Source organism: Marinoscillum pacificum (genome assembly GCF_024714495.1).
Classification (GTDB): Bacteria; Bacteroidota; Bacteroidia; order Cytophagales; family Cyclobacteriaceae; genus Marinoscillum; species Marinoscillum pacificum.
On the sequence record NZ_JAMZMJ010000004.1, the window covers coordinates 36,369 to 62,301 of the forward strand.

A 25,933-nucleotide genomic window follows, 5' to 3' on the forward strand; every position below is an offset into this window, starting at 1 on the left:
ACTTTATTGGAATTGGCCATAAAGCTACAATGAATCAGGCATCATCGAAAATCGCAAATTCAGAGCAAGATTAATAGCCAAATATAAAACCGATCCTTCCGGATCGGCCTTCTTATCAACTTTCTAACCAGCCTAAAGCTTCTATTTCTGATTCAAAGATTCTTCTTTCGTAATTGATTCGATCTTCGGTTTCGGTAATGACTTGTTCCATTCCGAACCGGGCAATGATGTTATCGGCAGATAGAATGGCAATTTTTCTAATGTTTGAATTCCCCATTTCACTTATTGAGCGTTTGAAAAACTGCTTCATTTCATCGCTAACAGCTTTTAATTCTCGCTCATCAATGAGCAATAATTGAATCCCCTTGGAGTAAATAGCCTCTTTCATCATAATTCCATTTCTGGACGCTTCCGCTAGAGTTTGAAACCCCTTCAACTCAATTTTCAAAATGTGATCATTCAGACTAATCATCGTCATTTTGGAAGTACTGTAAATTGATTGGGTATTAGTAAGTGTTGATTTTAATAACATGTGTTTGATGGTTGATTAATATCCAATTAAACCGCACAACATCAGCTATTATTTTAAGTAATTGATTACCAGAGACGCTTATTCAACCAAACAAGATTAATTTTCAACAATCACAAAACTTCATCCTACTAACACAAAACCTATTACTTAGAGCGAATAATACTCCACATTTTTCATTCAGTGAAAATAACCCCTACCTCATGCAACTTAATTGCATTTTTGAGTGTTGGACTTTTTCAACCATTTAAAACCTATCTATGAATTCAAAAACATTATTTGATGTCATCATCATTGGAGGAAGTTATGCAGGGCTCTCAGCGGCCATGACTCTTGGCAGGTCATTACGATCTACGCTGGTTATTGACGCAGCTCAACCTTGCAATCAACAAACACCACATTCGCACAATTTCTTAACTCAGGATGGCAAGACACCCGTAGAAATTTCTAGCATTGCTAAGGAGCAGGTACAACAATATGCTACAGTAGAATTCACTGAGGATTTCGCCATTTCAGGACAAAAACTGGAGAATGAATTTCAAATCACCACACAGTCTCAGCAAACCTATAGAGGTAAGAAGCTTGTATTCGCAACAGGTATCAAAGATCAATTACCAGATATACCTGGATTTGCAAAATGCTGGGGAATTTCCGTAATCCACTGTCCCTATTGCCATGGCTATGAAGCTAAAAGCAAGAAAACAGGAGTAATGGCTACTGGAGAACGAGCGATGCATTATGCTCCATTAATCAAAAACCTTACGAACGAGCTCGCCTTTCTCACCAACGGTGGCGAAGCATTTGCGGATAATCAGGCTGAGAAACTCCTCCAGCACAACATTCAAATCATTGACAAAGAAATCTCTGAAGTAAACCACCATAATGGCCATGTGCACTCTCTTTCTTTTTCAGATGGAAGTCAGGAGCCATTTGAAGCAGTGTACGCCGCAGTTCCTTTCATTCAGCATAGTGAAATCCCAACCCAGCTAGGTTGTGAACTCACTGAACAAGGTTATCTGAAGATCAGCCCGATGCAGGAAACATCTATTACGGGAATTTATGCATGTGGGGACAACAGTAACCCAATGCGATCAGTAGCCAATGCTGTGGCTACAGGTAACATGACTGGAGCAGTAGTCAATAAGCACCTTGCTGACGAAGCATTTTGAGCCATCCACACGTTACGTAAATTAAATACGTAATATTACTTATTTTTTACTAAGTAATTACGTAGTTTTGATTTACTTCAGAACTACGTAATAAATCTTAGTATGAAAATGACACCAGACGGCAAAGCCACCAAAATTGAACTATTCAATCTAAAAACCATCAACATGCGGGTTTTTCACCTGACATGGCTAGCATTTTTCTTATGCTTTTTTGGTTGGTTTGGCATAGCACCAATGCTTGCAATAGTAAGAGAAGATCTAGGTATCACTACCGATCAAATCGTCAACACCAACATGGTTGCTGTTGCATCTACTGTTTTCATGCGATTAATCATAGGTTGGCTATGCGATCGTATAGGACCGAGAATCACCTATACATGGTTGCTAATCCTTGGATCTATTCCTGTTATTATGATCGGAATGGTTCAAAATTACGAGCAGTTCCTTTTGGCTAGAATGTTCATAGGCGCCATAGGAGCTGCTTTCGTTATTACACAATTTCACACATCAGTCATGTTTGCGCCAAACATCGTGGGTACGGCCAATGCCACTACCGCAGGTTGGGGAAATCTGGGAGGCGGAGTAACTCAGCAAGTCATGCCACTGATATTTGCGGCTGTATTAGCCTATACAGGTTCAGAATTCCTATCCTGGAGGCTATCCATGATCGGTCCGGGTATCTTGTTGTTCATCATGGGAATGGTCTACTACTTCTTCACCAAGGATACCCCGCAAGGGAACTACAAATACCTCCAGCACAAACTAGATCAGGAAAACAAACCTCAGGAGCCACTAAAAAATGTCCTGAAAGATCACAGAGTATGGGTACTGTTTCTAATCTACGGCGCTTGCTTTGGAGTAGAGCTAATCGTTAACTCTAAAGCAGCGTTGTATTTTATTGATTACTTCCACATGGATATTAAAACGGCGGGTTTAATTGCAGGCTTATTCGGATTGATGAACTTATTTGCGAGATCTCTGGGAGGATATTTTGGTGATCGATTTGGCAAAATTGGAGGATTAAATGGTCGAGTGAAATGGCTCTTCCTCGCACTTTTTGTGGAAAGTCTTGCGCTAATTCTGTTTTCCAGAATGGACACAATCCCTCTAATTATAGCATCTATGCTGTTCTTTAGCCTATTTGTTCAAATGAGCGAAGGAGCAACTTACAGCGTGGTTCCATTCATCAATAAAAAAGCACTTGGTCTGGTTTCAGGAATCGTAGGTGCGGGAGGAAACGCTGGTGCCGTAGCAGGAATGTTCTTATTTAAGAAGCAATTAACAGGCCTAGAGTGGACTGATTCATTTTACTTCCTGGGATTCATCGTATTAGGAATTTCCTTCACCACATTTTTCATCCGCTTCCCAAAAACCAAAGAAGAAAGCGTAACGGAGACTGTAACTGCAAAACCAGAGCTTAGTCTTGCCAATTAATTGAACTAAATCAGCTATAAGATGCCACAAAAATGGGGAGAGCCACACAAGACTGTATGCTCCTACTGCGGAGTAGGCTGTGGCATTAAAATACGTAAAAGCAACAAAGGTCGGCTTCAGCTAGAAGGTGACCCTGACTACCCGGTAAATAAAGGCATGCTTTGCTCCAAAGGCATGAACCTTCATTATACCACGATGGATCAAAGTGATCGCCTCCTCAAACCACAAATGCGCTGGAGTAGAAGACACCCAATGCAAGATGTGGATTGGGATACAGCGATCAATCGTGCCGCAGCTGTGTTTAAAACCTTTATTCGTGAACATGGTCCCGATAGTGTTGGGTTGTATGTATCTGGCCAGTGCCTCACGGAAGAGTATTACCTGGCCAACAAATTGGTCAAGGGATTTCTCGGCACCAATAACATTGACACAAACAGCAGGCTATGCATGAGCTCGGCTGTCGTGGGCTACAAAGAAACAGTTGGTGATGATGCAGTTCCCATTTCTTATGAAGATATCGAGCTATCAGACACCATATTCATAGCTGGCGCTAACCCTGCATGGTGTCACCCGATTTTGTTTAGAAGAATAGAAAAGCACAAAGCTGAAAATCCTGATGTAAAAATCATCGTAGCAGACCCAAGAGTAACGGACACTTGCGGACTGGCCGACATTCACTTGCAAGTGCAGCCAGGCACAGACATGATGCTATTTCATGCCATTGGCCTTTACTTGATTGAACAAGGAATGATCGATGATGAGTTCGTCCGAAAAAACACTAATGGGTTTGCGGAATACGCCAAAGAAGTTCGTTCTAAAACACTCAAGCAATATGCCGCCATTTGTCAGATATCCATAGACGACATCATTGAGGCTGCTCGTTTAATTGGTCAATCCAAAGGGTTTATCACTATGTGGGCCATGGGGCTCAACCAAAGCACATCAGGTGTAAATCAAAACCTGGCGCTCATCAACCTCAACCTGATTACTGGAAAGATCGGAAAGCCCGGCTCTGGACCATTTTCTCTAACTGGTCAACCCAATGCCATGGGAGGTCGTGAAGTTGGTGGTCTCTCCAACTTGCTAGCTGCGCATAAAAATTTAGCTAATCCAGAGCATCGTAAAGAAGTAGCGGAGTTTTGGGGCGTAGAGTCTATTCAAGAAAAGCCTGGATTAACTGCCACTGAGATGTACGAATCACTGAAGTCTGGCAAGATGAAAGCGGTTTGGATTATCTGCACCAATCCATCTGTTAGCATGCCAAACGCCAGACTTGTGGATGAGGCATTGAAGGCAGCCAAGTTTGTCATCGTTCAGGATATTTCTAAAAAAAGTGACACTGCCAAATATGCAGATCTCCTGTTACCAGCAGCAGGTTGGTTAGAAAAGGAAGGTACTATGACCAACTCTGAGCGAAGAGTCACCTATTTACCCAAAGTCATCGATGCTCCTGGTGATGCATTGCCAGACGCAGAAATCATTATGCGATTTGCCCAGGCGATGGGCTATCATGGATTTGATTTTAAAAACGCCTCTGAGATCTATGATGAATATGCTCGCTTGACTAAAAATACGCCCATTGATGTTTCCGGACTTTCTTACGAGAAACTGAAATTGCATCGTTCCATTCAATGGCCAGTACCTTCAGCAGAACATCAGGGAACTCCAAGACTCTTTGAGAATGGTCAATTCCTAACAGCTAACAAAAAAGCCAATATACATACAGCAGGACCCGAGTTGCAGCAAGAACCTACTTCTTCTGAGTTACCTCTCATTCTGACCACAGGGAGAGTCCGTGATCAATGGCATACAATGACACGAACAGGCAAGGTAGCTAAGCTGAACAAGCATATAGACCGACCTTACCTGGAGATCCATCCTTATGATGCCGAGCAAAGAGGTATCACAGAAGGTGCTCCAGTGAAAGTGATCAATGCTCGAGGAGAAGTACAAGTTGCGGCCAAAATCACCGAAAATATCAAAAAAGGAGTTGTCTTTCTCCCAATGCATTGGGGGAAAAAGCTAAATCACGATCTTAATCGCGCCAATAACCTTACGAGTGATTCAGTAGATCCTAAATCAAAACAACCAGGTTTCAAGTTCGCTGCGGTGGAAGTAGGGTTATACCAGCCACCAAAACAAAAAATTGTGGTAATTGGCGCTGGAGCTGCCGCTTATCGGTTTGTTAATACGTATCGAGAATTTAATAAACAGGACGAAATTCACGTATTCTCAAAAGAGAAATGGCCCTTTTACAACCGTGTATTGCTTCCTGATTATGTCAACGAGACCAAACAATGGGAGGATCTGGTTAAGTACACTTCAGAAGAATTGGAGCAACTAGACCTGTCGCTTCACCCTTCTAATCCAATTGCATCCATTGATCGAACTTCCAAAACTGTCATAGATAGTCATGGACAAACGCATAGTTATGACACATTAATCATGGCTACTGGCAGCAGAGCGTTTGTTCCACCTAATGCGCCAATGAATCTTCCGGGAGTATTCACAATGCGAGATCGAATCAATGCTGATGATCTCAAAAAGCAAGTTTGTCCTGGAAGTCATGTGTTGATTATTGGTGGAGGTTTACTGGGACTAGAACTGGCAGCAGCGCTTACCGAAGTACAAGTCAACAGCACGATTGTACAGCTTGGTTCACGACTCATGGAGCGTCAGCTGGATCCGGTTGCCAGCGCCATGCTGCGCGAATATGTCGAAGATCTTGGTGTTCGGGTATTTACCAATGATGAAGTGACAGAAATATCTGAAAATACTAACCAGTTGCTTCGTGTGTCATTAAAAAGTGGCAATACAGTGACAGCCAATGCCGTCGTTTATGCCATTGGGACACGGCCAAACACCGAAATCGCAGTACAGGCAGAGTTATCGTGTGGGCGTGGCGTAAAAGTTAATGACTATTTGCAAACAAGCGATCCGAACATATTTGCCCTTGGAGAAATAGCGGAACATCGTCAGAAAATGAACGGGATCACCGCTGCTGCAGAACAACAAGCAGATATATGCGCTCGATTTATAGCAGGTGATCCATCACAGTTTTATGTAGGGACCATCCCAATGAATATTCTAAAATTTCCTAGTTTGGACTTATGCTCTGTGGGAATTCCAGAAATCCCCACCAATGGGAAAGGTTATAGTGAAATCACCTTTTTAGATAGAGAAGCACTGTTTTATAAAAAGTGCATTATCCATAATGACAAGCTTGTTGGGACCATCCTACTAGGTGACAAAGCTGAGTTTGCTGAATACAAAGAACTTATTGACAGTGGCACCGAGCTCTCTGAGAAGCGATTGCAATTGCTTCGATCTGGCCAGGCTCCTACGGCCGTAAAAGGCAAGCTCGTCTGCTCTTGTAACAATGTAGGTGAAGGAAACTTAACCGAGGCAATACAACAGGGCAGTGAAGACTTGAATAGTTTATGCCAGGCAACAGGTGCAGGGTTAGGATGTGGTAGTTGCAAGTCAGAAGTAAAACGATTGATCAACAAAACACTTCAGCCAATTACTTAAACCTATATTTGTTCAAGCTATGCAGGTAAAAGATCTCATCAGAGTATTTGTAAAAGGTGGAATTATCTCCCCTGGAGATTTCTTAAAAGTGTTACTAATTGCAGAGAAATTAGGCGCACAACACATCCATTTTGGTTCTCGTCAAGACATTCTATTTCCAGCAAAGGAAAAAAGCAAAGAGATTCTGGATGAAACCTTTCAAGCCATTAAGACTGAATATGAGATCAACACCTTTCAGTATCAAAATATACTCAGCAGTTATTTGACTCTGGATATTTTGCCTGGGAAGAAATGGCTAGCTTCACACATTTACCATTACATCATCAATCAGTTTGATTACAGAACTAAACTCCGGGTCAATGTGGTAGATCCTTCGCAGAGTTTGGTTCCGTTATTTACTGGACAGGTTAACTTCATCGCTTCTAATCAAGAGAACTACTGGTATGTCTACCTTCGGTTTAAACATATTCAGGATACTCCATGGCAGATGCCTTTTCTGGTATACACCGAGGATCTGGTGAAAATCGCAAAGGCTCTTGATGAGATTGAAATACAGGAGAAAAACTGGGATTATAAGCAGGTGTTTGAATACCTCAACGATCACTCAAAAGTGAATACCCAGCCGGTCACCGAAAATCTGGTTTTGCCGGAGCCACATTTCCCTTATTATGAAGGAATCCACCGGCAATCAGATGAAAAGTATTGGCTTGGACTATACTGGAGAACCAATCAATACAAAATATCCACGCTTAAGGCAATCGCTGAGCGGTGTATCGAAACCGAGATCGGCAAGGTTACTTTAACACCCTGGAAATCCTTTGTCATCAAAGGTATACTGGAAAAAGATCGACTTGGGTGGGAAAAGCTCATGGGCAAATTTGGCATGAATCTGCGCCATTCTGCCTTGGAACTCAACTGGCACTTGCCTGCTTTGGATCAAGAGGCATTAGACCTCAAGTTTTACCTCGTTAGAGAATTGGATAAACTGGACGTCAGTACCTATGGTCTTACATTCACCATTAAGACTTCCTCAGACATTACGCTTTTCACCTCTGTGGTGATAGAAAAAGTGGAAAATGGAGAGCAGGACATGTACAATTTACTCTACAGCAAGAGTTTCAATCCAAATCTGACAGATTATCATTGCTATGCCAGAGATATTCATAAGTCTGTCTTAGCTCCTCTTATTGTGGAACTAAGTAAAGTGTATTATGACAGCCTTCACGAACAGCAAGTAGAATCTCCAAAGGTTAAATCCATAAGAGACAACATCGAAAAAGATATGTATCAATGTATACATTGTCAAACCATTTATGATGCCGAATATGGAGATCCTGAAGCCAATGTTGCAGCTGGCACTTCATTCCGAGAGTTACCAGCTGATTATGTATGCCCAACCTGTGGTGGGAAAAAAGAAGGATTCCAGAAGATCAATTAAGACTTCTTCTTCAAATCCTCAGGACTATTCACATTTTTCAATTCAGAATCTTCTGCAGGATTGATCACCTTTACCTTGCACTTGGATAGTACACGCTGCAAACTATACAAACCTGTATCGATTGTGTCGATAACTTCTCTAAAGGAAGAAGGCTTATAAATAGTAATGGCAGTTTCTAAATGCTTGCTATCTGATGCCTGATAGGTAATGATATCGTGATCTTCGTCCACTGCATTGATCAAGTTAGCTATTGTACCTGCATTCACATTGACCAGGTCACAAGCCACCATTAACCATGCCTCTTCTGGACTATGATTGATCGCTGCCAATAAACCACCAATAGGTCCAATAGCATCATATTGATCAACCAGGCGATAATAGTCGCTAGGTATGGTTTTATACTGTTCCAGATTACATGATATACAAACATCCAGTCCAGCATCACTCAACAATTGATGAAGATGAACATACTGTGGCTGTCCGTTTACATTCATCAGATATTTCTCAGCACCCATGCGGGTGCTTTGTCCTCCAACTAGTAGTAGTGCCTTCATGGGTTTAATATACAGGATTATCTGCCATCAATCCAAGCGCAACACCGTTAGTCCAGCCAAATCCGTCCTGAGTGGGGTATTCTCCGCCGCCAGCCGTCAAGGTTGTATCAGCTACATTGTATTTTTCCATCATCTTGCCGGTATTGCGATATACCTTCATGTTGACTTTCAACCAACGCTCAGAAATATCATCTGCCAGTGCTTTGTTACCATAGTGTTCCAATCCTTTGATCCCAATCCACTGAAGTGGAGCCCATCCATTTGGATAATCCCATTGCTGGCCTGAGTCGATATTGGTTGTTACCAATCCTCCGGGCTGCAATAAGTTCTCTTCCATGTAGTTCATAGTTGCTTCACCTTGACCCTCTGTAGCAATTTTAAAGTACAGCGGGTAGGCAGTAGCCATTGTCACTTGATCTTCCTGCTGGCCACTTGTCCAGACATAATCAGTAAAAACACCTTTTGATTCATTCCAAAATACCTGCTGAATAGCTTCTTGTCTGTCGGCAGCTTTAGCTGCATAGTCACTGGCTTTATCCATATCACCTATGTGCGCATACATTCTCGTCATGATTACTTCCATTCCATGGAGTAAGCAATTCAAATCGATAGGAAGTATTTCAGTAGTTCTAATAGTACCAAAATCATTTTTATCAGCAAACCAACGCGTACTATAATCCCAACCTGATTCTGCCCCTGCTCTCAAGTCGCGATAAAGTTTGCTTTTACCAGCATCATCAAGATGTTCTGCCAATTCAAAATCTTCTTTATGGGATTCCGGACGAGGAAAATCTTTAAAATCATAATATCTATTTAATATCAAAGAATCGCCAACGAGCACTACACGGTTCTCAGCTGGATTTTCAGCGCTAAGATTCTCAGAACCATACATCCAAAACTGATATTCTTTCTCAATAATCGGCAAATAGTCAATCGCTTGATCTAGTGAAGTTAATTGCGAGTACAAATTCACCATTTGTGCAAAGTATGGCGGCTGACTTCTGCCTAAATAATAAGTTCTGTTTCCGTTTGGAATAAACCCTAAGGAATCAATCAAATACGCAAAGTTGTTAACCATCAGCTCAACCAAATCAGTTCGTCCAGAGACACCTAATCCAATCATGGTGAAATAGCTATCCCAATAATAGATTTCCCTAAAACGTCCTCCCGGCACGACATACTCTCCTGGCAAAGCAATCAGTGTACCAATGCCTGATGTATCACTTGCCTGTCTCGTCAGGTCATCCCAGAGATTATCTATATGCTCCTGAAAAAATTCATTTTCTTGAACTGATTTAACCTCGGGGGATTTAGGTTCTTCAAAGTTCGCTTTGACAAATGCCTTTAAATCGAAATCAGGATTGCTCTTGACTTCTTCATATTTAGCAGCTATTTCGTACGGATTACCAATAGGGGTACAATCCACAAATGTTTTGGAATCTGGAAAAACACTTGCCATCTGTACATCATGAAACAATGGACCTAGTGATTGCCAAGGCTTATAAAAACCTTCTTGCTGTGGTACTTCTTTAGCAGGTTCGGTACAAGACAAAAATAGCAGCACCGATAGGCCTGCTATTTTCCATATGTTCAATATTTTCATCAATGGATTAGTTTGTTGCTAGTGACTTATTTTTTCTGGTTTGTATATTCTTCACTACCCAATTCCCCACTTTCTCACCTTGAATTACTCCATTCTCAATGGCCATCATGTAATGAATACCACCATAGAGTCTACTGATAGCTGCTTCTTCACTGGCTTGAAGAAATGAGGTAAATTCTCTGGTTGGCAAACCGTATTCATTCTCTGTGGTATCGGTAAATGCAAAACCATCCCCTAACAAGTCTGTCAATGTTACGGCTGCAGCTCTTGAGATCACACTATGCCCACTGGTATATTCTGGGAATGGAGGTGTTTGAAGCAATGGGACCCACTCCTCATCCATGTACTCATTGATCAAGGTTTCTGGTCTTACCACAATACTTCTCCATTTCTCATCCCAGCAGCTAATGAACCCATCAAATAAAGCAATAGATGTTCTGGTATATGCTTCTACGGTTTGAGTAAAATCACTGTCTGCTGTTCTGGTAGCAATAGCTGTAATACCCATCCAGTGTCCACCTGGAGTGATTTTTTTGGTAGCAAACATTGCATGACCTCTGTGGTGAGAAACGTACGGATTACAATCCCAGAATTTCGCAATGGCTTTATTGTCTTCGTCCAGTCCTCCACCTTCTTCATATACCTGAACCAACTGCTTGTAGAATGGACTTTCTTCATCCATTGACAACTCCAGTGGTGGTGGGGGAGGAAACTGTCCAGCAGAATCCAACACCATTGGCCGGATTTTCATCCAATGAGGTTCGATCCCTTCCATATAATCTGGAGGAGTTGGTTTCCACAAAAACTGCTCATTGCGAACCGTGTATTTCGGGAAAGTACGGCTTTGTTTGTAATTATCCTTGTCAGCCCATGCCAACACATGCTTAGCAACTAATTCACCATAAGCGACTGATGCTGCTTTAACTTCTTCTGACAACCCATTATCCATCAGTCTTTGATATAACTGACTTCTAAATTCTTCAATTTCTGTTTCTGAAAATATGAGTGTTTGTCCTATTTTCAAAAAAGCATGGATACTCGCCAGATGAGGCTCTATCATTTCTGGATTTTCAGGTGCTGGTGGTGTTTCAAACCCAGTCAACTGACCTCCTAATGACTTTAAAGTATCCTGATTAAATTGAGCAAGTACTTCAAATGCCGCAATGTTTGGATAAACATATACCCGACTAGCTACCGGAGGAGAAAAAATATCATAAACGATTACATCTGTCAGCTGCTTCATTACCGACTGATACGTCTCCGGATCATCCAAAATCTGCTTGTATTCCGTCTTTTTTTCACAAGCAAAAAGGCCACCTACTATGGCCAATACAAAAATTAACTTCTTCATACCTCTGGTTTTGAGATTCTCTTACAGGTAAAGTTAAACAACGAGTGGAACAATTCTCAAATCTGAAAAAACTCCTAAAAAATACCGCAATTGTTCAATTCAATTACCCCTTTTCTGGTATTTACATTAATGGAAGGTACTTATACCTTTGTTTTACAATCAACGCTTAATACTATGATCGTCTCAATAATAGGTATAATTCTCTTAGGAATTATATCAGCACTAGATAAATACTGGTTAAAAAAAGCACATTCATAAGCTATCCCATATATCTACAAAAAGCCATCAGATACAGTCACCTCTTCATACTATTTTACAAGCATTTGTTTCGGACTGGTCTGATGGCCTTTGTTTTTCCTAACCTAATAGGAACTTATTATTCTTTATCCAAGAATGGATATCTATAGCTCTTAGGAGGAACAAACGTTTCCTTGATCGTTCTAGCACTCACCCATCTTAGTAAGTTCATAGCTGCTCCAGCCTTATCATTTGTTCCAGAACCTCTAGCACCACCAAACGGCTGCTGACCAACCACTGCACCAGTAGGTTTGTCATTGATGTAGAAGTTTCCTGCACTGTTCTTCAGCTTTTTAGCTGCTAACTCTATTGCATACCTATCTTTAGAAAATACAGCTCCAGTTAATGCATACGGAGAAGTACTATCTACCAATTCTAGCGTAGCTTCGAATTCTTCCGGCTCGTAAACATAGATAGTCAATACTGGACCGAAGATCTCCTCACACATAGTCGTGTACTTTGGATCTTTTGCCAACAATACTGTAGGCTCGATGAAGTATCCAACAGAGTCATCGTAGTTTCCTCCGAAGATGACATCAACGTCTTTATCTTCTTTCGCTTGATCGATGTATTTAGCAATTTTATTAAACGCATTCTTATCGATCACCGCATTCACAAAATTCGAGAAATCTTCCGGACTACCCATACTGATTTCTTTCAATGCATCTGCCATATGACCTTTCACATCTGCCCAGATATTAGAAGGGATATATGCTCTGGAAGCAGCACTACATTTTTGCCCCTGGAATTCAAAAGCTCCACGAATTAACCCTGTAGCCACTTCTTGTGCGTCTGCAGATTTGTGAGCAACTACAAAGTCCTTACCTCCAGTTTCACCAACGATTCTTGGATAGGTTTTGTATAGATCAATGTTCTCACCGATTGTTTTCCAAAGGTGTTTGAAAACTCCTGTACTTCCTGTAAAGTGAAGGCCAGCGAAATCGTTATGTTTGAACACTACATCTCCAGCAACAGGACCATCTACGTAAATAAGGTTGATTACACCATCAGGCAAACCAGCTTCTTTGAAAACTTCCATGATTACCTGAGCAGAATAAATCTGCGTATAACTTGGCTTCCAAACTACTGTGTTCCCCATCAAAGCAGGTGCTGCAGGCAAATTACCAGCAATAGCTGTAAAGTTGAATGGAGTGATCGCAAACACAAAACCTTCTAATGGTCTGTATTCTAACCTATTCCAAATACCAGGTGCAGACTCAGGCTGCTCCATGTAGACTTCCTGCATGAATGAAGCATTGAATCTCAAAAAGTCTATGAACTCACAAGCTGCATCAATTTCTGCCTGAAATGCATTCTTAGATTGAGAAAGCATGGTTGCTGCATTGATCTTGGCGCGATAAGGACCTGCGATCAAATCTGCTGCTTTCAGGAAAATACTAGCACGGTGTTCCCATCCTAAATTTTCCCAGTCTTCCTTAGCTGCCAATGCAGCATCAATAGCCTGATTAACATGTGAAGCATCTCCTTCGTGGAAATGTCCTAATACATGCTGATGATCGTATGGAGGCGACATAGGAAGGGTATTTCCTGTTCTGACCTCTTCACCACCAATGTACATTGGGATATCACGTTGTTCTTTTCTTGCCGCAGCTACTGCTTCTTTAAGTGCCGCTCTCTCTGGTGTTCCTGGAGCATATGTCAATACCGGCTCATTGGATGGAGTCGGAATATAATAATTTCCTTTTGGCATATTTCTAGTCGTTTATTTAGGCCTACAAAAGTATAAAAACCGAATGGTCTTTTAGAGTAAAGTCATCAATTCCCTAAGATGTTTAATCTCTAATTCACATTCTGATTTAATACGGCCTGTCGGATTGTATAGAAGTGGTGTAATTCCCGCATTTTGGGCACCCCAAATATCCGTTTTAGGATTGTCTCCAATCATTAATGCATCTTCTTTTGGGACTCCTACCTTTTCCAAAGCGTGCTCGAAGATTTCTGGATTTGGCTTTTTTACTCCAATGGTTTCTGAAGTAATGACGTGCTCAAAGTATTTGTCCAAACCCGAAGCTTTCATTTTCACTTCCTGCACATCATCAAACCCATTGGTAATGATGCTCATGCGATATTTCTTACTCAAATAATCCAATGCCATTATTGCGTCAGGCATCACCACTTTTTGACGAGGACAATTACCGAGAAAATAGTCGCTCATTTCTAAGCCTCTATCATAACCTGATGCATCGCAATTGGTCATCACCATTTCAAACCGATCATTACGAATCACTTCTTTGGTAATTCGTCCCTGATTATAGTCATGCCATAAGCCATCGTTGGTTTTGAAATAGGTTTCTAAAAACCTCTCAGGACCATGCCTAATCACACTACCTAATTCAAAATGATGGTAGAGGTTGGTCAATACCGTTTTGGCATTGGTATCATAATCCCAAAGCGTATGATCCAGGTCAAAAAACAAATAGGAAAATTTCTTCAAGGGCGATATCCTTTTGCTGCTAACTTATTGGCAGCTAGTTCTCTGTTGGAATTCATGACATTGCACACCTGTTGGTCTTTTTGAAGCTGAACATCCTTATTCAAAAACTCAAATATCTGAGTCACCATGTCATATACTTCATCTTTGATACTGTAGAAAATCCACTGATCTTTTTTGGCTGCATTTACAAGCCCGGAATTCTTGAGGTAGGTAATGTGTCTTGAGGTCTTTGTCTGTGTGTAATCCAATATAGACTCCAAATCAGACACGGCTAACTCTCCATTTTTATACAATAAATGAATTATTCGCACTCTTGATTCATCTCCAAAGGACTTGAAGATCTGGGTTCCATAGGTTAAACTAAAATTCTTGAGACGCATAGTTGATTGAACTAGTCAATTTTCATAATTACCTTTGATGTGACTTGAGACGTTAAAAAACGTAAAGGATTCGAAATTATGAAAACTTTTTTCGTTTCTTGCGTCTTAATACTCTATACGGAAAGAAACATCATCTTGATTAGAAAGATACTCTATATCGCATTAATTCTTGCTGGAGCGGTTGCTTACTCTCAGGATTCCACTGAGCACGAGCCACGCATCGTTCAGTTAACTGGGGTAATTTTCACTCCGGATAGTCTTTCTGTAATTCCAGGAGTACACGTGTATGTTCCGAAAGGAGGCCGAGGAACGACAACTAATCCTTATGGTTTCTTCTCGATGCCCGTGTTAGAAGGGGACAGTGTGGTATTCAGCTCTGTTGGTTTCAAAAGACAATTCTTTATTGTACCAGAACATACCGAAAGTCAAAGTTTGAAATTGGTCTTTACTCTGGATGAGGATGTTACCTTTCTGAGCGAGGTAGAAGTATTCCCATATCCAACGGAAGAAATGTTTAAGAAGGCGTTAGTTTCCATGCAAATGCCAGATCAAAGAAACTATGACAACCTTGATTCCTGGGTGAGTGCCAGCTATATGCGTAACGATTATCAACGAATTACTCCAGAAATCGCTGCACAGAAATATTATCAACAGATGCAAGGAAGAGCCTATCAAGATCGCTACATGCTTCCGGCCAACAACCTCCTCAACCCTTATTCATGGGCTAACTTTATCAAAAGCTTGAAAAAAAATAAAGAAGCCCGAAATTAATCGAGCTTCTTTAGTCAATCTTTTAGAGCTATTTGATTCGAATCAAGAACCTTGTAACTCTTTTGCTTTCGCAATTACTTCATTCCATACTCTGAAGGTATTCTTATAGCATATCTTTTCGATATCTTCCTCAGAGTAGCCTCTTTTCAATAGCTCAGCGATGATATTCGGATACATTGAAACATCTTTCAAGCCAACAGGCAAGCTATTGCCTACACCATCAAAATCTGATCCGAATCCTACATAATCAACACCAGCCAATTCAACTACTCTGTCGATGTGATCTGCAACGATAGGCACATCAGCAAATACATTATTGTCAGCAGCAAACTTCTCGGCATAAGCAACGAAAGCAGAATCTCTTCTTGATAGGCCTGTTTCTGCTCTGTAATTGGTCAACACAGAATCCATCATATCAAACTTATCCCTTGACTCTTCTGAAAGGAAAGTTGATCCAAAGTTGATGTGAATAACACCTCCATTTGCAGCAAGATCTTTCACCATTTGATCAGACATATTTCTATGGAATCCAGGAGTAAAATGTCTACAAGATGAATGTGAAGCTATAACCGGTGCTTTACTAATTCTCAAAGCATCATAAAATGCACTATCAGTAACGTGAGAAATATCTACCATGATACCATACTTATTCATCTCAGCAATTATCTGCTCACCAAATGGACTTACTCCATTCCATGTGTACGTAGTATCATAAGAAGAATCAGAAATCTGATTGTCTTTAGAGTGAGTCAACGTGATGTATCGAATTCCTCTGTCGAAGAAGAACTTCACATTCGCCAAATCATCCTCGATAGGGGCACCATTCTCCATTCCTAGAGGAAGAGAAATCAAGCCTTTCTCAAAATTGGACTGAATCTCAGCTGGCGAATTAGCTGGAGCAAATAGTGTATCATACACTTTAGCTACATCCAATGTCATAGTGATCAATGAATCCGCAAACTCTTTAGCTCCACCAGCATTGTAACTAGAAGGAACATAAATGGACATGAATGGCGCATCCAATCCACCTTTTCTAGATTTGGGAAAATCAAAATTACCAGTGGTCTCTACAGAAACGTCTTCTACTTCTTTACGAAGCATAAAGCCCTTAACCTCCATTCTGTAAGGAAGATCTACGTGTCCATCTACGATGATGAATTTGTGAGCAAGTTCTTCCGCATAAGCTTGAATTTCCTCCTCAGACATAGTCGCAATGTCTTTCTTTGGTGCCTCTTCTTTTTTGGCTGGTGAGCACGAAGCCAGCATAGCTATTACTAAGCCCAGACTTAGAATTTTCTGCATATTGATGATTGATTTATTAGGTTTAAAGTTCTTGTTTCAGGTTAAAGGTGATTTGTCTTTCTGTATCCTTGGTACCTACTATGTTCGTAATTTGAATTAACCCTACAACACCGCCTTTTTCAGCGTCTAGTTTAATAGCAATTAATTGCCCAACATGTAATCCTTTGATGCTTGTTGCTGTTGACGACTCAATCAAATCATTGAGTTGTGTTGCCGTGACGATCTGTTCGTAAGTCACAGCAGAGTTATTCACTTCTGCTAATTTTGTAGAACTAACAGCTAAAAACGGCCAGTTAAAAGACACTTCCGTATCCCAAACCCCAACTGCATCAACATCACTTGGTGAACTTACCGAATACCCATCTGTGGCATTATAGGCAAAGATCAAATCCACTCCTAATTGATTACTTTCATTGGTCTTAACATTGATCGGAAAATAGGTGGTGTCACCTGCAACATCATAAAGGTTGCCTTTGACAAATTGATTATAGGGTGATACAACAATATCAAGCCTTTCGGTAATAGGTGACTCATTTACATTAAGCACAAATTCATAGGTTGCTACTGAGTCCACATTATCCGTCACTGTAAATGAAAAAGTAAGCTCTTTGCCTGCCAAAGTATAATCCAAATACAACTGCCGATTATTTAAGGTATAGGCTGTAACAGTAGTATCAGGTGTGAATGAATTCACATTATATGTCACTTCGTCTAGTATATAGGTGGCTTTGAAGTTAGAAATACCCGCTGGCACATTGGTTTCGACACTATAGATTAATGTATCCCCTGGATCCAAGGTGATTTGACTGACACTTTGATTTCCATTTACTGTCACAATCATAGAAGGAGCAGCAGGAATAGGGTCTTCAATCGCATTAGGATCCTTACAACCAGTCAAGGCAACAAACACACTTATGGAAAGAAAAAATAAAAATTTGATGGCTTTCATTCACTGAAGATTAATGGCTAAAAGTACATACAGTAAAGGGGAAATAAAAAAACCCCATCCAAATGATTTTGGATGGGGTTTTTCCTTAATGTGAGTGGTTATTACTCAGCATCCAATTGTGCGATTACTTCAATCTCAATTGATGCATCAGAACCGTATCCTGTTCCATCTGTACCTAAATCAATCGAAGTAACAAGAATAAGACCTTTAACACCACCAACTGTTTCAAATGCTAGAACATCACCAACTTCTAATCCGTTAATGATTCCATTATCATCAGCTGTTCCTGCATCAAATTCAGCCTCAATTTCAGCAAATGTAGAAACCTCTAGAAACTCACTAGAACCGATAGTTGTAGTTTTCAACACTGTAGCATTTGTTGTCCCCCAACCTGATACCTGATCAGAAAAAACTGTTGACTTAAATCCTTCTGGGGAAGCGATTGATGCCTTTTCATTTACTCCATAGTAGTAACCAAAGTCAATTGTAGGAGAAATTGCTTCGCTTGTTGAATTCACCTCTGATCTAGAATAAATTTCGCCTGAAGCTACGCTAAAGAAGTTCTCATTCTCAAAGTTTCCAGAAGGAACTGATAACAAAACAGCTGTATAGGATCTCGCTTCTGGAGAAATAACATTAGCTTCAACAGTGGTTGTAGCAATCTGATTTAAATCATCAACAACTTCTACCTCAAATGTCAATTCATCACCTGGTTCGAAATTATCAGGAATAGTGAAAGACAATGTTACATCAGCAGCAATTGTTCCTTCATCTAGACTAAGGTCAGTTCTTGATGCTTCTCCAATTGCAGAAGATGATGTACCGCCATCAGTAGAAAGATAAATTCTAATTACGTTGAAACCTCCAGCAGTAGTAGTTGAAGCGTTGAAAGTCAGCTCATCACCAACCTCAACATCAAATGGAGAAGTAGCATCCGTTCCATTAACTTCTACGCTTACTGATACAGTTGGTCCATCTGGAGCTGGCTCCTCTTCATCACCACAACTTGCTAAAAATGTCATTGACGCTACCGCCAATAGAATAAATGAGCTCTTAAGTAGATTTTTCATGTTTCGATTTTTGATTAATTATTAGTTATAAGACGATTTCATTAATTGTGTCAGCAAAATAAATGCAGAATGCATTAAATCCATCTAATTATTTCTTAGAAAATTAAAATTTAAGTAATTCTCTTAGTCGCTATGATGTACTAACTGACTACTCTATTTTTAGTTTTAAGAATCACACAGGCTAGACACATATTTTTTAAAAACAGTTGGAATAACGTGGATTATTGATAAATTGATTCCTTAATTGCCAGAAAGTATAATTTTTCATATTTTAATGTTTGTTTTAGAATAAATACGATGATTGAAATAAGAGTTATTGTATTTTTGAAGAATTGTAACATTTTTGTAAAACGGAGTCTAAACCGCTTAATCTAACAGAAAAAACTGCTATGACCGATCCAATTTCACCAAGTTTGCTCTTAGCCTGGAACACCTACGGGCAATACTTAGCTTTTGCAATCGCCGGTGTTGGGGTTCTGATCTTACTAGGTCATTACCTGAAATTATTGACTACCTCCGATTTCAAAACGAGATATGATTATATCAACATGCATGAGATTAACCTGTTATGGTATGGTTTTGTGTTGATACTAGTCGGTGCTTCGCTATTTGTGAACACTTTCCAACAAGAAACAACCTGGCTTTGGTTCTTTGTTTGGGTATTCGTTAGCATCATGGTTGCCATGATCGTAGGAGTAATTGTACAAAACGTACTAAAATTCTATTATCCATTCTTCATCGAAAAACGTCTTAAGAAATTGAGATATACTCCTAGAGTTTCTCCGGAAGGACGTAAAATGAAACTATTGAGTGAAGAAGAAGAAGATGTTTATCTAGATGAGGGTATGCAGGCTGAAGAAGATGCATTCTCTGTTGACTATGACGTATGGATCGACGAAGTTTCTGGATATACTAAAATTGAAAAATATAACGGTCGACTTCATGCGCTTCAGTGCCCTGAGTGTAACTATCAGACATTGAAAGTAGATAAAGAAGCAGTAGTACAAGAAGCTACTGAAACTGAAGAAGGCGAACTGATTAAGTATTTCACTTGTGGTTATTGCGGACACAAAGAAAGAAAGTCTTTCAACATTGCGAAAATCAGAACGCAAGAGCCAGTTTAAGTGAAATCAAGGTCTTAATATACAAAACCTCCCAAATCGGGAGGTTTTTTTATGCCCCTAGAGTTTTATACAAACATTTTGCGTTTCTGTAAAGAAGTGTAAAGCATCTGATCCACCTTCTCTGCCGACACCAGATTCTTTCATCCCTCCAAATGGCGTCCGCAAATCTCGAAGCATCCAGCAATTGACCCAAACAATACCACTTTCAATCTGATGGGCTACTCGGTGAGCTCGTTGCACATCCTGTGACCAGATAACAGCTGCCAAACCGTATACAGTTGCATTGGCCTTTTTCACCGCATCTTGCTCCTCTTTAAATGGCACTAAGGTGACCACTGGCCCAAAGACTTCTTCCTGATTGATGACACAATACTCATCTAATCCTTCTATCACAGTAGGTTCAAAGAAGTATCCGGCTTGCCCCAATCGTCCTCCTCCAGTGAGAACTTTCCCTCCTTGAGCTATCGCCTCATTCACATACATCTCTACTTTGCGCAGGTGTGCCTCAGAAACCAATGGACCCAGATCAACTTCTGTTTTCGGATCTCCAACTCTTAGATTCTTCACCTTTTCAACAAACCGACTTCTGAAATCCTCATAAATTGCTTCTTGAATAAAAATTCGAGATCCACAGAGGCATATCTCTCCTTGATTGGTAAACGAACTTTTTACTGTGGTTTCTACCGCCTTCTCCAAATCACAATCATCGAAAATCAAAACGGGGTTTTTACCCCCCAGCTCGAGAGATACTTTTTTAAACTGCTTCGCAGCTTCTGTTCCTATAATTCTTCCTGTGGAAGTGCCTCCAGTAAAGGAGATGGCTTTGATTTCTTTGTGCTCAACCAGTTTTTGGCCAATCTCAGCACCTTTTCCATGAATTATATTAAGCACACCAGCAGGAATTCCAGCTTCGATAAATAACTCAGAAAGCAAAAAAGCAGTATAAGGCGTTACCTCAGATGGTTTGGCAATCACACAATTTCCAGTAGCCAATGCAGGTGCTATTTTCCATGTAAGTAGATATAACGGGAGGTTCCATGGAGAAATGCATGCCACTACTCCTAATGGAGCTCTTCTTGTGTAGTTAATAGCAACTCCTTCCATTATGTGAGCCTGAGTTGATTCATTGACAATTGCTGACGCGAAGAACCTAAAATTGGCTGCAGCACGAGGTATGTCAACCTTGCGTGCCAAACTCACAGGCTTACCATTATCCAAACTCTCAGCTTCTGCCAATTTATCGAGGTTTGCTTCGATTAAATCAGCGACTTTAATCAAATACCTGGATCGTTTATCAATAGATAATTGACTCCATGCTGGAAATGCTTTTTTAGCAGATAAAATTGTCCGTTCTAAATCCTCTTCCGACGAATTCGGAATTAAGCTATAAACCGTTTCATCAGCTGGATTATAGTTATCTAAATAATTACCATTGGCTGGATCAACTAATTCGCCGTTGATATAATTTTTGATCGTTATCATAACGAACCAGTTCTACCTCCATCTACAGGAATACTTACTCCTGTGATATATGCAGCCTTATCAGATGCCAGAAATACAGCCAAATTCCCTAACTCTTCCGGCAAACCAAATCGACCAGCTGGGATTGTTTGCTTCATTGCTTCTGCAGATTCTTCTGGAGTCACACCCTTTTTCTTTGCAGAATTTTCAATGATCGCATCCAAGCGGGTTGTGCTAACAGCTCCTGGCAAAATGTTATTGACTGTAATACCATATGAAGCAACCTCATTGGATAGCGTCTTTGCCCAGGATGCCATTGCGCCTCTCGTGGTGTTACTCACCCCAAGACCCGATATTGGTATTTTGACACTGGTTGAAATGACATTGATAAAGCGCCCATAATTTTTGGATTTCATATAAGGAAGTACAGCTTGCATAATCCGATGACTAGCAAATAAATGCATGTCTAACGCCGCTTGGAAACTCTCAATTGTTGACTCAGTAATTGTGCCAGGTGCCGGACCTCCTGTATTGTTAATTACAATCTCCACAGGGTTTTCTTTCAAATGAAACAACAGTTTTTCTAAATCAGATTTATCTAACAAATCAGCCTGTATGTAGGAATGTCCCTCACCGGAAAGCGTACCTAAGTGCTCCTTTAACTCCTGTTCATTTCGAGAAACAATAATAACCTTGACGCCCTCTTCCGCAAGAGCTTTAGCTATTGCTCCTCCAATGCCTTTGGAGCCGCCACATACCAGTGCCTGCTTATTTTTTAAATTAAAATCCATACTCTATTAGCTTATGTCTTTGGTTTACCTGAACGATTTTCCAGTTTATTTATAACTTTTACCTCTCCAAAGTAATTTATCTAAAAAACCACTATCGACATGAGCATTAAAAGACCTTTCAACTTACAGAAATGGATAGATAACAACAGGGACTTGCTCAAGCCACCCGTTGGAAATAAAAACCTCTATGCGGATGCAGGCGATTACATTGTCATGATTGTGGGAGGACCCAATGCTCGAAAAGATTATCATTATAATGAAACAGAAGAGCTCTTCTATCAACTAGAGGGTGACATTGTGGTCAAAATTCAAGAAGATGGACAGTCTGTGGATATTCCAATCAAAGCTGGGGAAATGTTTTTATTACCTGCTAAGGTTCCACATTCACCTATTCGATCCGAAGGATCTGTAGGGCTTGTTGTAGAAAGAAAAAGGCCTGGAATGAATGATGGCTTGCTGTGGTTTTGCGATAATTGCAACCACAAGTTGCATGAGACCTATTTTCAATTATCTAATATAGAAAAAGACTTCATTCCAAGGTTTAGAGAATATTATGGTTCTGACAAATTGAGAACGTGCAGTAATTGTGGAGAAGTAATGGAAACCGACCCAAGATTTATTGATTAAATGACCTACGACAACACCCCAGCATTTGCATACGAACTTGATGAGCAAGATCCGCTAAGAGTATTTAGATCTCAATTTCATTTCCCCAAAAGAAACGGAAAAGACGCCATTTACTTCTGCGGAAACTCTCTGGGACTTCAGCCAAAAGTAACCGAAAGCTATATTCAACGAGAATTAGACTACTGGAAAGAACATGCTGTAGAGGGTCACTTTACAGGAAATACTCCGTGGGTTAGCTATCATCAGTTGTCCAAAAAATCGCTCTCTCGATTAACAGGAGGATTGGAGCATGAGGTGGTTTCGATGAACAATCTCACAACAAACCTTCACCTATTGCTGGCATCATTCTACCAACCATCAGGCAAAAGAGTGAAACTTATGATAGAAGGTGGTGCTTTCCCTTCAGATCATTATGCGGCAGAAAGCCACATGAGACGAGTGGGCATTTCACCAGAGGAACACTTGATCACATTAACTCCTGAGTCGGGAAAAACATTTACCAATGAAGAAATTATCTCGGCGATTAAAGATCAAGGTGAAGAACTTGCTCTAGTTCTATTTCCTGGAGTGCAGTACTATACTGGTCAGTTTTTTGACATGAAAGCCATTGCCCAAGCTGCTCACGAAGTGGGCTCTTTTGCAGGATTTGATCTTGCTCATGCCATGGGCAACTTACCTATGACTCTTCATGATGATGACATTGATTTTGCTACCTGGTGCAGTTACAAATATGTGAATTCCGGTCCTGGTGGAATGTCAGGAATATTTGTACATGAAAAGCATGGCAACAACCCAAATTTTCCAAAACTAACCGGATGGTGGGGTCATGACTCAAAAACTCGATTCCAAATGGACAATCAGTTTGTTCCCAACCCGGGAGTAGATGGGTGGATGCTGAGCAATATGAATATCATATCATCAGCTGCACACCTCGCCTCTTTGTCCATTTTTGACAAGACATCCATGGAAGAATTGAGAGAAAAAAGCATCAAATTGACCGGCTTCCTTGAGTACTTGTTGCTAAATGACCCAATAACAGCCAAGCATATTGAGATTCTAACGCCTTCAAATCCCGAAGAAAGGGGATGTCAACTTTCTATTTTTATTGACCAAAATGGGAAAGCAATTTTTGACGGATTGATTGACGCTGGAGTCATTTTGGACTGGCGCGAACCAAATGTTATACGAGTAGCTCCAACTCCTTTATACAATTCCTTTACGGATGTATGGAGGTTTTGCGGCATTTTTAAACAACTCATAGTAAAGCATGCTGAAAAATGAAATTAGCATTCTAGGTGCTGGCCTTGTTGGCTCTCTATTAGGCACATTGATCAAGCAAAAAGGGTTTAACGTGGATGTCTATGAAATGAGACAAGATCCCAGAACTCAAACAAAAGATGGTGGAAAGTCAATCAACTTAGCGTTGAGCCATCGAGGCATTGAAGCTCTTAAGCTTGCGGGTATTTACGATCAGATTCAGGATGATCTCATCCCCATGAAGGGACGTATGATGCATGATTTGAGTGGTGAACTGTATACCCAGCCCTACGGCAAAGAAGGTCAGTTCATTAATTCTGTTTCCAGAAATGGACTCAATAAATTATTAATTAGCCACGCTGAATCTCAAGGTGTTAATTTTCATTTTGACCATAAATGTATCGACGTTGATCTGAATGAAACTCAGGTTTCCTTCTCCAATGGCCAACAAATCAACTCTGAAGTATTGATTGGCTCAGATGGTGCTTACTCCATGTTGCGCCAAAAAATGGAGCACACTGATCGCTTCAATTTCGAGCAGTACTACATAGATCACGGTTACAAAGAACTCAAAATGGAACCCTCTGAAGGCACTTTTGCCATGGAGCCAAACTACTTGCACATTTGGCCTAGGGGCAATTTCATGCTGATCGCATTACCTAATCCAGATTGCAGCTTTACCTGTACTTTGTTTTTTCCATTTGATGGGGAGTTATCATTCAAAAGCATTCAAACTGAGGGTGAGATCACTTCATTTTTCGAACAGTATTTCCCAGATGTAATTCCATTGATTCCTGATTACGTCCAGCAATTCCAGACAAACAGCACTTCATCTCTGGTAACTATTCGAACTGCACCGTGGAATTTCAACAACTCACTTTTAATTGGAGATGCTGGACATGCCATTGTTCCATTTTACGGCCAGGGAATGAATGCCGGTTTCGAGGATTGCAGATTATTGATGGAATGGGGAGATGAGTTAAAATTTGACTGGAAACAATTACTGCCAACTTTCTCACAAAGAAGGAAACCAGATGCTGACGGAATTGCTGATTTAGCATTAAACAACTTCGTTGAAATGCGGGATCATGTAGCGGACGAACGTTTCCTAAACATCAAAAAAGTGGAAGCTAGACTACAGTCTGAATATCCAGATGTATGGTTACCATTATACAGTATGGTAACATTCAGCGACATCCCCTACAGTGAAGCTTTACGAATAGGGAAAATTCAGAAACAAGTCACAGGGCAATTGGAAGAAGGATTTGATCCAGGCACAGTAAAACTGGAACCACTTATTGAAAAATTTAATAATCTAATGCAAGGCGCTCGCTGAGCATGTGAATTGTCTCTTGTTCTACTTCCGATATTCCATCGGCAGCATTGGCAAATAAATACATTGACTCAAGAATGAATTCCTTGTCTTCCCGGTTAGAGCCGATATGATTTTTAAGAGCGTTAAGAAATTTCTTCTGCCATTTTTCGATGTTATCCAAAAGATATCTGAACTCGGTACGAAAAGACTGTTCCAGCTGCTCAAGGCCTTCTTTGTCCATTCCATCTCCATATTCCAATGCCAACCCTTTGGCCAAACGAAGCACACCATCCCATTCTTCCTTATCCAATACCCCATCGCACATACACACAATGAGTGATGGATAAAGGTTTAGAACATATAAAAACTGATCTAGAGTAAGATCCACATTGCGAATCCTTTTATACTCATCTAAAAGTTGTTCAGCTTGAGATTTCATTAACTTATCGGCGTGTATCATGCTGTGATTTAATAAATATACAAAAGCAATTACTAAAAAACAGCAATTGATTAACGGTCAAGTCA

22 protein-coding genes are annotated in these 25,933 nt (G+C 40.4%); 9 read left to right on the forward strand and 13 right to left on the reverse strand.

The annotated features are described in order from the left end of the window. Positions 1-115: 115 nt before the first annotated feature. Entirely contained in the window at positions 116-532 is a 417-nt protein-coding gene (locus tag NXS00_RS11420; protein ID WP_258099331.1) for a hypothetical protein, read from the reverse strand. 257 nt (positions 533-789) lie between these two features. On the opposite strand from NXS00_RS11420, the gene NXS00_RS11425 reads away from it, so the two are divergent. The 4 genes from NXS00_RS11425 (at position 790) to NXS00_RS11440 (ending at position 8,101) form a co-directional block, all read left to right on the forward strand. After that, the gene (locus tag NXS00_RS11425; protein WP_258099332.1) at positions 790-1,698 is read left to right on the forward strand and encodes an NAD(P)/FAD-dependent oxidoreductase; all 909 of its coding nucleotides are present in this window, start codon (positions 790-792) and stop codon (positions 1,696-1,698) included. Between the two features lie 102 nt (positions 1,699-1,800). Beyond that, on the forward strand, positions 1,801-3,132 hold the full coding sequence (locus NXS00_RS11430; protein WP_258099333.1) for a NarK family nitrate/nitrite MFS transporter: 1,332 nt from the start codon (positions 1,801-1,803) through the stop codon (positions 3,130-3,132). 21 nt (positions 3,133-3,153) lie between these two features. After that, complete coding sequence (locus NXS00_RS11435; protein WP_258099334.1) at positions 3,154-6,663, forward strand: nitrate reductase; 3,510 nt, start codon at positions 3,154-3,156, stop codon at positions 6,661-6,663. Positions 6,664-6,682: 19 nt separating this feature from the next. After that, positions 6,683-8,101 carry a rubredoxin gene (locus NXS00_RS11440; RefSeq protein WP_258099335.1) on the forward strand — a complete coding sequence of 473 codons (1,419 nt, stop codon included), beginning with the start codon at positions 6,683-6,685 and terminating at the stop codon, positions 8,099-8,101. Here the strand turns inward: NXS00_RS11440 and mobA are convergent. The 6 genes from mobA to NXS00_RS11470 form a co-directional block, all read right to left on the reverse strand. Continuing rightward, the gene (gene mobA / locus NXS00_RS11445; RefSeq protein ID WP_258099336.1) at positions 8,098-8,655 is read right to left on the reverse strand and encodes a molybdenum cofactor guanylyltransferase; all 558 of its coding nucleotides are present in this window, start codon (positions 8,653-8,655) and stop codon (positions 8,098-8,100) included. The two genes, NXS00_RS11440 and mobA, sit on opposite strands and share 4 nt — an antisense overlap. Before the next feature lie 4 nt (positions 8,656-8,659). Continuing rightward, a complete protein-coding gene (treA, locus tag NXS00_RS11450; RefSeq protein ID WP_258099337.1) occupies positions 8,660-10,258 on the reverse strand; it encodes an alpha,alpha-trehalase TreA in 1,599 nt (532 codons plus the stop codon). Between the two features lie 7 nt (positions 10,259-10,265). After that, complete coding sequence (locus tag NXS00_RS11455; protein WP_258099338.1) at positions 10,266-11,609, reverse strand: vanadium-dependent haloperoxidase; 1,344 nt, start codon at positions 11,607-11,609, stop codon at positions 10,266-10,268. A 376-nt stretch (positions 11,610-11,985) separates the two neighbouring features. Then, entirely contained in the window at positions 11,986-13,617 is a 1,632-nt protein-coding gene (gene pruA / locus NXS00_RS11460; RefSeq protein ID WP_258099339.1) for an L-glutamate gamma-semialdehyde dehydrogenase, read from the reverse strand. A gap of 51 nt (positions 13,618-13,668) precedes the next feature. Continuing rightward, the gene (locus NXS00_RS11465; protein WP_258099340.1) at positions 13,669-14,361 is read right to left on the reverse strand and encodes a YjjG family noncanonical pyrimidine nucleotidase; all 693 of its coding nucleotides are present in this window, start codon (positions 14,359-14,361) and stop codon (positions 13,669-13,671) included. Further along, positions 14,358-14,741 carry an ArsR/SmtB family transcription factor gene (locus NXS00_RS11470; protein ID WP_258099342.1) on the reverse strand — a complete coding sequence of 128 codons (384 nt, stop codon included), beginning with the start codon at positions 14,739-14,741 and terminating at the stop codon, positions 14,358-14,360. The genes NXS00_RS11465 and NXS00_RS11470 overlap by 4 nt, the downstream gene beginning before the upstream one ends. A gap of 78 nt (positions 14,742-14,819) precedes the next feature. Between NXS00_RS11470 and NXS00_RS11475 the strand changes: the two genes are divergently transcribed. Then, entirely contained in the window at positions 14,820-15,512 is a 693-nt protein-coding gene (locus NXS00_RS11475) for a carboxypeptidase-like regulatory domain-containing protein (protein WP_258099343.1), read from the forward strand. A gap of 42 nt (positions 15,513-15,554) precedes the next feature. On the opposite strand, the gene NXS00_RS11480 is transcribed toward NXS00_RS11475, so the two are convergent. The 3 genes from NXS00_RS11480 to NXS00_RS11490 form a co-directional block, all read right to left on the reverse strand. Continuing rightward, positions 15,555-16,814: a dipeptidase gene (locus tag NXS00_RS11480; RefSeq protein ID WP_258099344.1), complete on the reverse strand. Its 1,260-nt coding sequence runs from the start codon at positions 16,812-16,814 to the stop codon at positions 15,555-15,557. 22 nt (positions 16,815-16,836) lie between these two features. Continuing rightward, positions 16,837-17,763 (reverse strand): hypothetical protein, encoded by a 927-nt coding sequence (locus tag NXS00_RS11485; protein WP_258099345.1) that lies wholly within the window; start codon positions 17,761-17,763, stop codon positions 16,837-16,839. A 101-nt stretch (positions 17,764-17,864) separates the two neighbouring features. Next, on the reverse strand, positions 17,865-18,833 hold the full coding sequence (locus NXS00_RS11490; RefSeq protein ID WP_258099346.1) for a hypothetical protein: 969 nt from the start codon (positions 18,831-18,833) through the stop codon (positions 17,865-17,867). 389 nt (positions 18,834-19,222) lie between these two features. On the opposite strand from NXS00_RS11490, the gene NXS00_RS11495 reads away from it, so the two are divergent. Continuing rightward, complete coding sequence (locus NXS00_RS11495; RefSeq protein ID WP_258099347.1) at positions 19,223-19,957, forward strand: hypothetical protein; 735 nt, start codon at positions 19,223-19,225, stop codon at positions 19,955-19,957. A 57-nt stretch (positions 19,958-20,014) separates the two neighbouring features. Here the strand turns inward: NXS00_RS11495 and NXS00_RS11500 are convergent, their stop codons facing one another. Further along, the gene (locus NXS00_RS11500) at positions 20,015-21,439 is read right to left on the reverse strand and encodes an aldehyde dehydrogenase (RefSeq protein ID WP_258099348.1); all 1,425 of its coding nucleotides are present in this window, start codon (positions 21,437-21,439) and stop codon (positions 20,015-20,017) included. Further along, positions 21,436-22,209, reverse strand: a complete 774-nt coding sequence (locus NXS00_RS11505) for an SDR family oxidoreductase (RefSeq protein ID WP_258099349.1) — start codon at positions 22,207-22,209, stop codon at positions 21,436-21,438. The genes NXS00_RS11500 and NXS00_RS11505 overlap by 4 nt, the downstream gene beginning before the upstream one ends. A gap of 99 nt (positions 22,210-22,308) precedes the next feature. Here NXS00_RS11505 and NXS00_RS11510 point away from each other — a divergent pair, with 99 nt between their 5' ends. The 3 genes from NXS00_RS11510 to NXS00_RS11520 are packed head-to-tail and all read left to right on the forward strand — an operon-like array spanning position 22,309 to position 25,429. After that, complete coding sequence (locus tag NXS00_RS11510; RefSeq protein ID WP_258099350.1) at positions 22,309-22,836, forward strand: 3-hydroxyanthranilate 3,4-dioxygenase; 528 nt, start codon at positions 22,309-22,311, stop codon at positions 22,834-22,836. Then, on the forward strand, positions 22,837-24,117 hold the full coding sequence (kynU, locus tag NXS00_RS11515; RefSeq protein WP_258099351.1) for a kynureninase: 1,281 nt from the start codon (positions 22,837-22,839) through the stop codon (positions 24,115-24,117). Then, a complete protein-coding gene (locus tag NXS00_RS11520) occupies positions 24,104-25,429 on the forward strand; it encodes an FAD-dependent oxidoreductase (RefSeq protein ID WP_258099352.1) in 1,326 nt (441 codons plus the stop codon). Before kynU ends, NXS00_RS11520 begins: the two co-directional genes overlap by 14 nt. Here NXS00_RS11520 and NXS00_RS11525 read toward each other — a convergent pair. Continuing rightward, entirely contained in the window at positions 25,401-25,847 is a 447-nt protein-coding gene (locus tag NXS00_RS11525) for a hypothetical protein (RefSeq protein WP_258099353.1), read from the reverse strand. The genes NXS00_RS11520 and NXS00_RS11525 overlap by 29 nt on opposite strands. Positions 25,848-25,933: the final 86 nt, after the last annotated feature.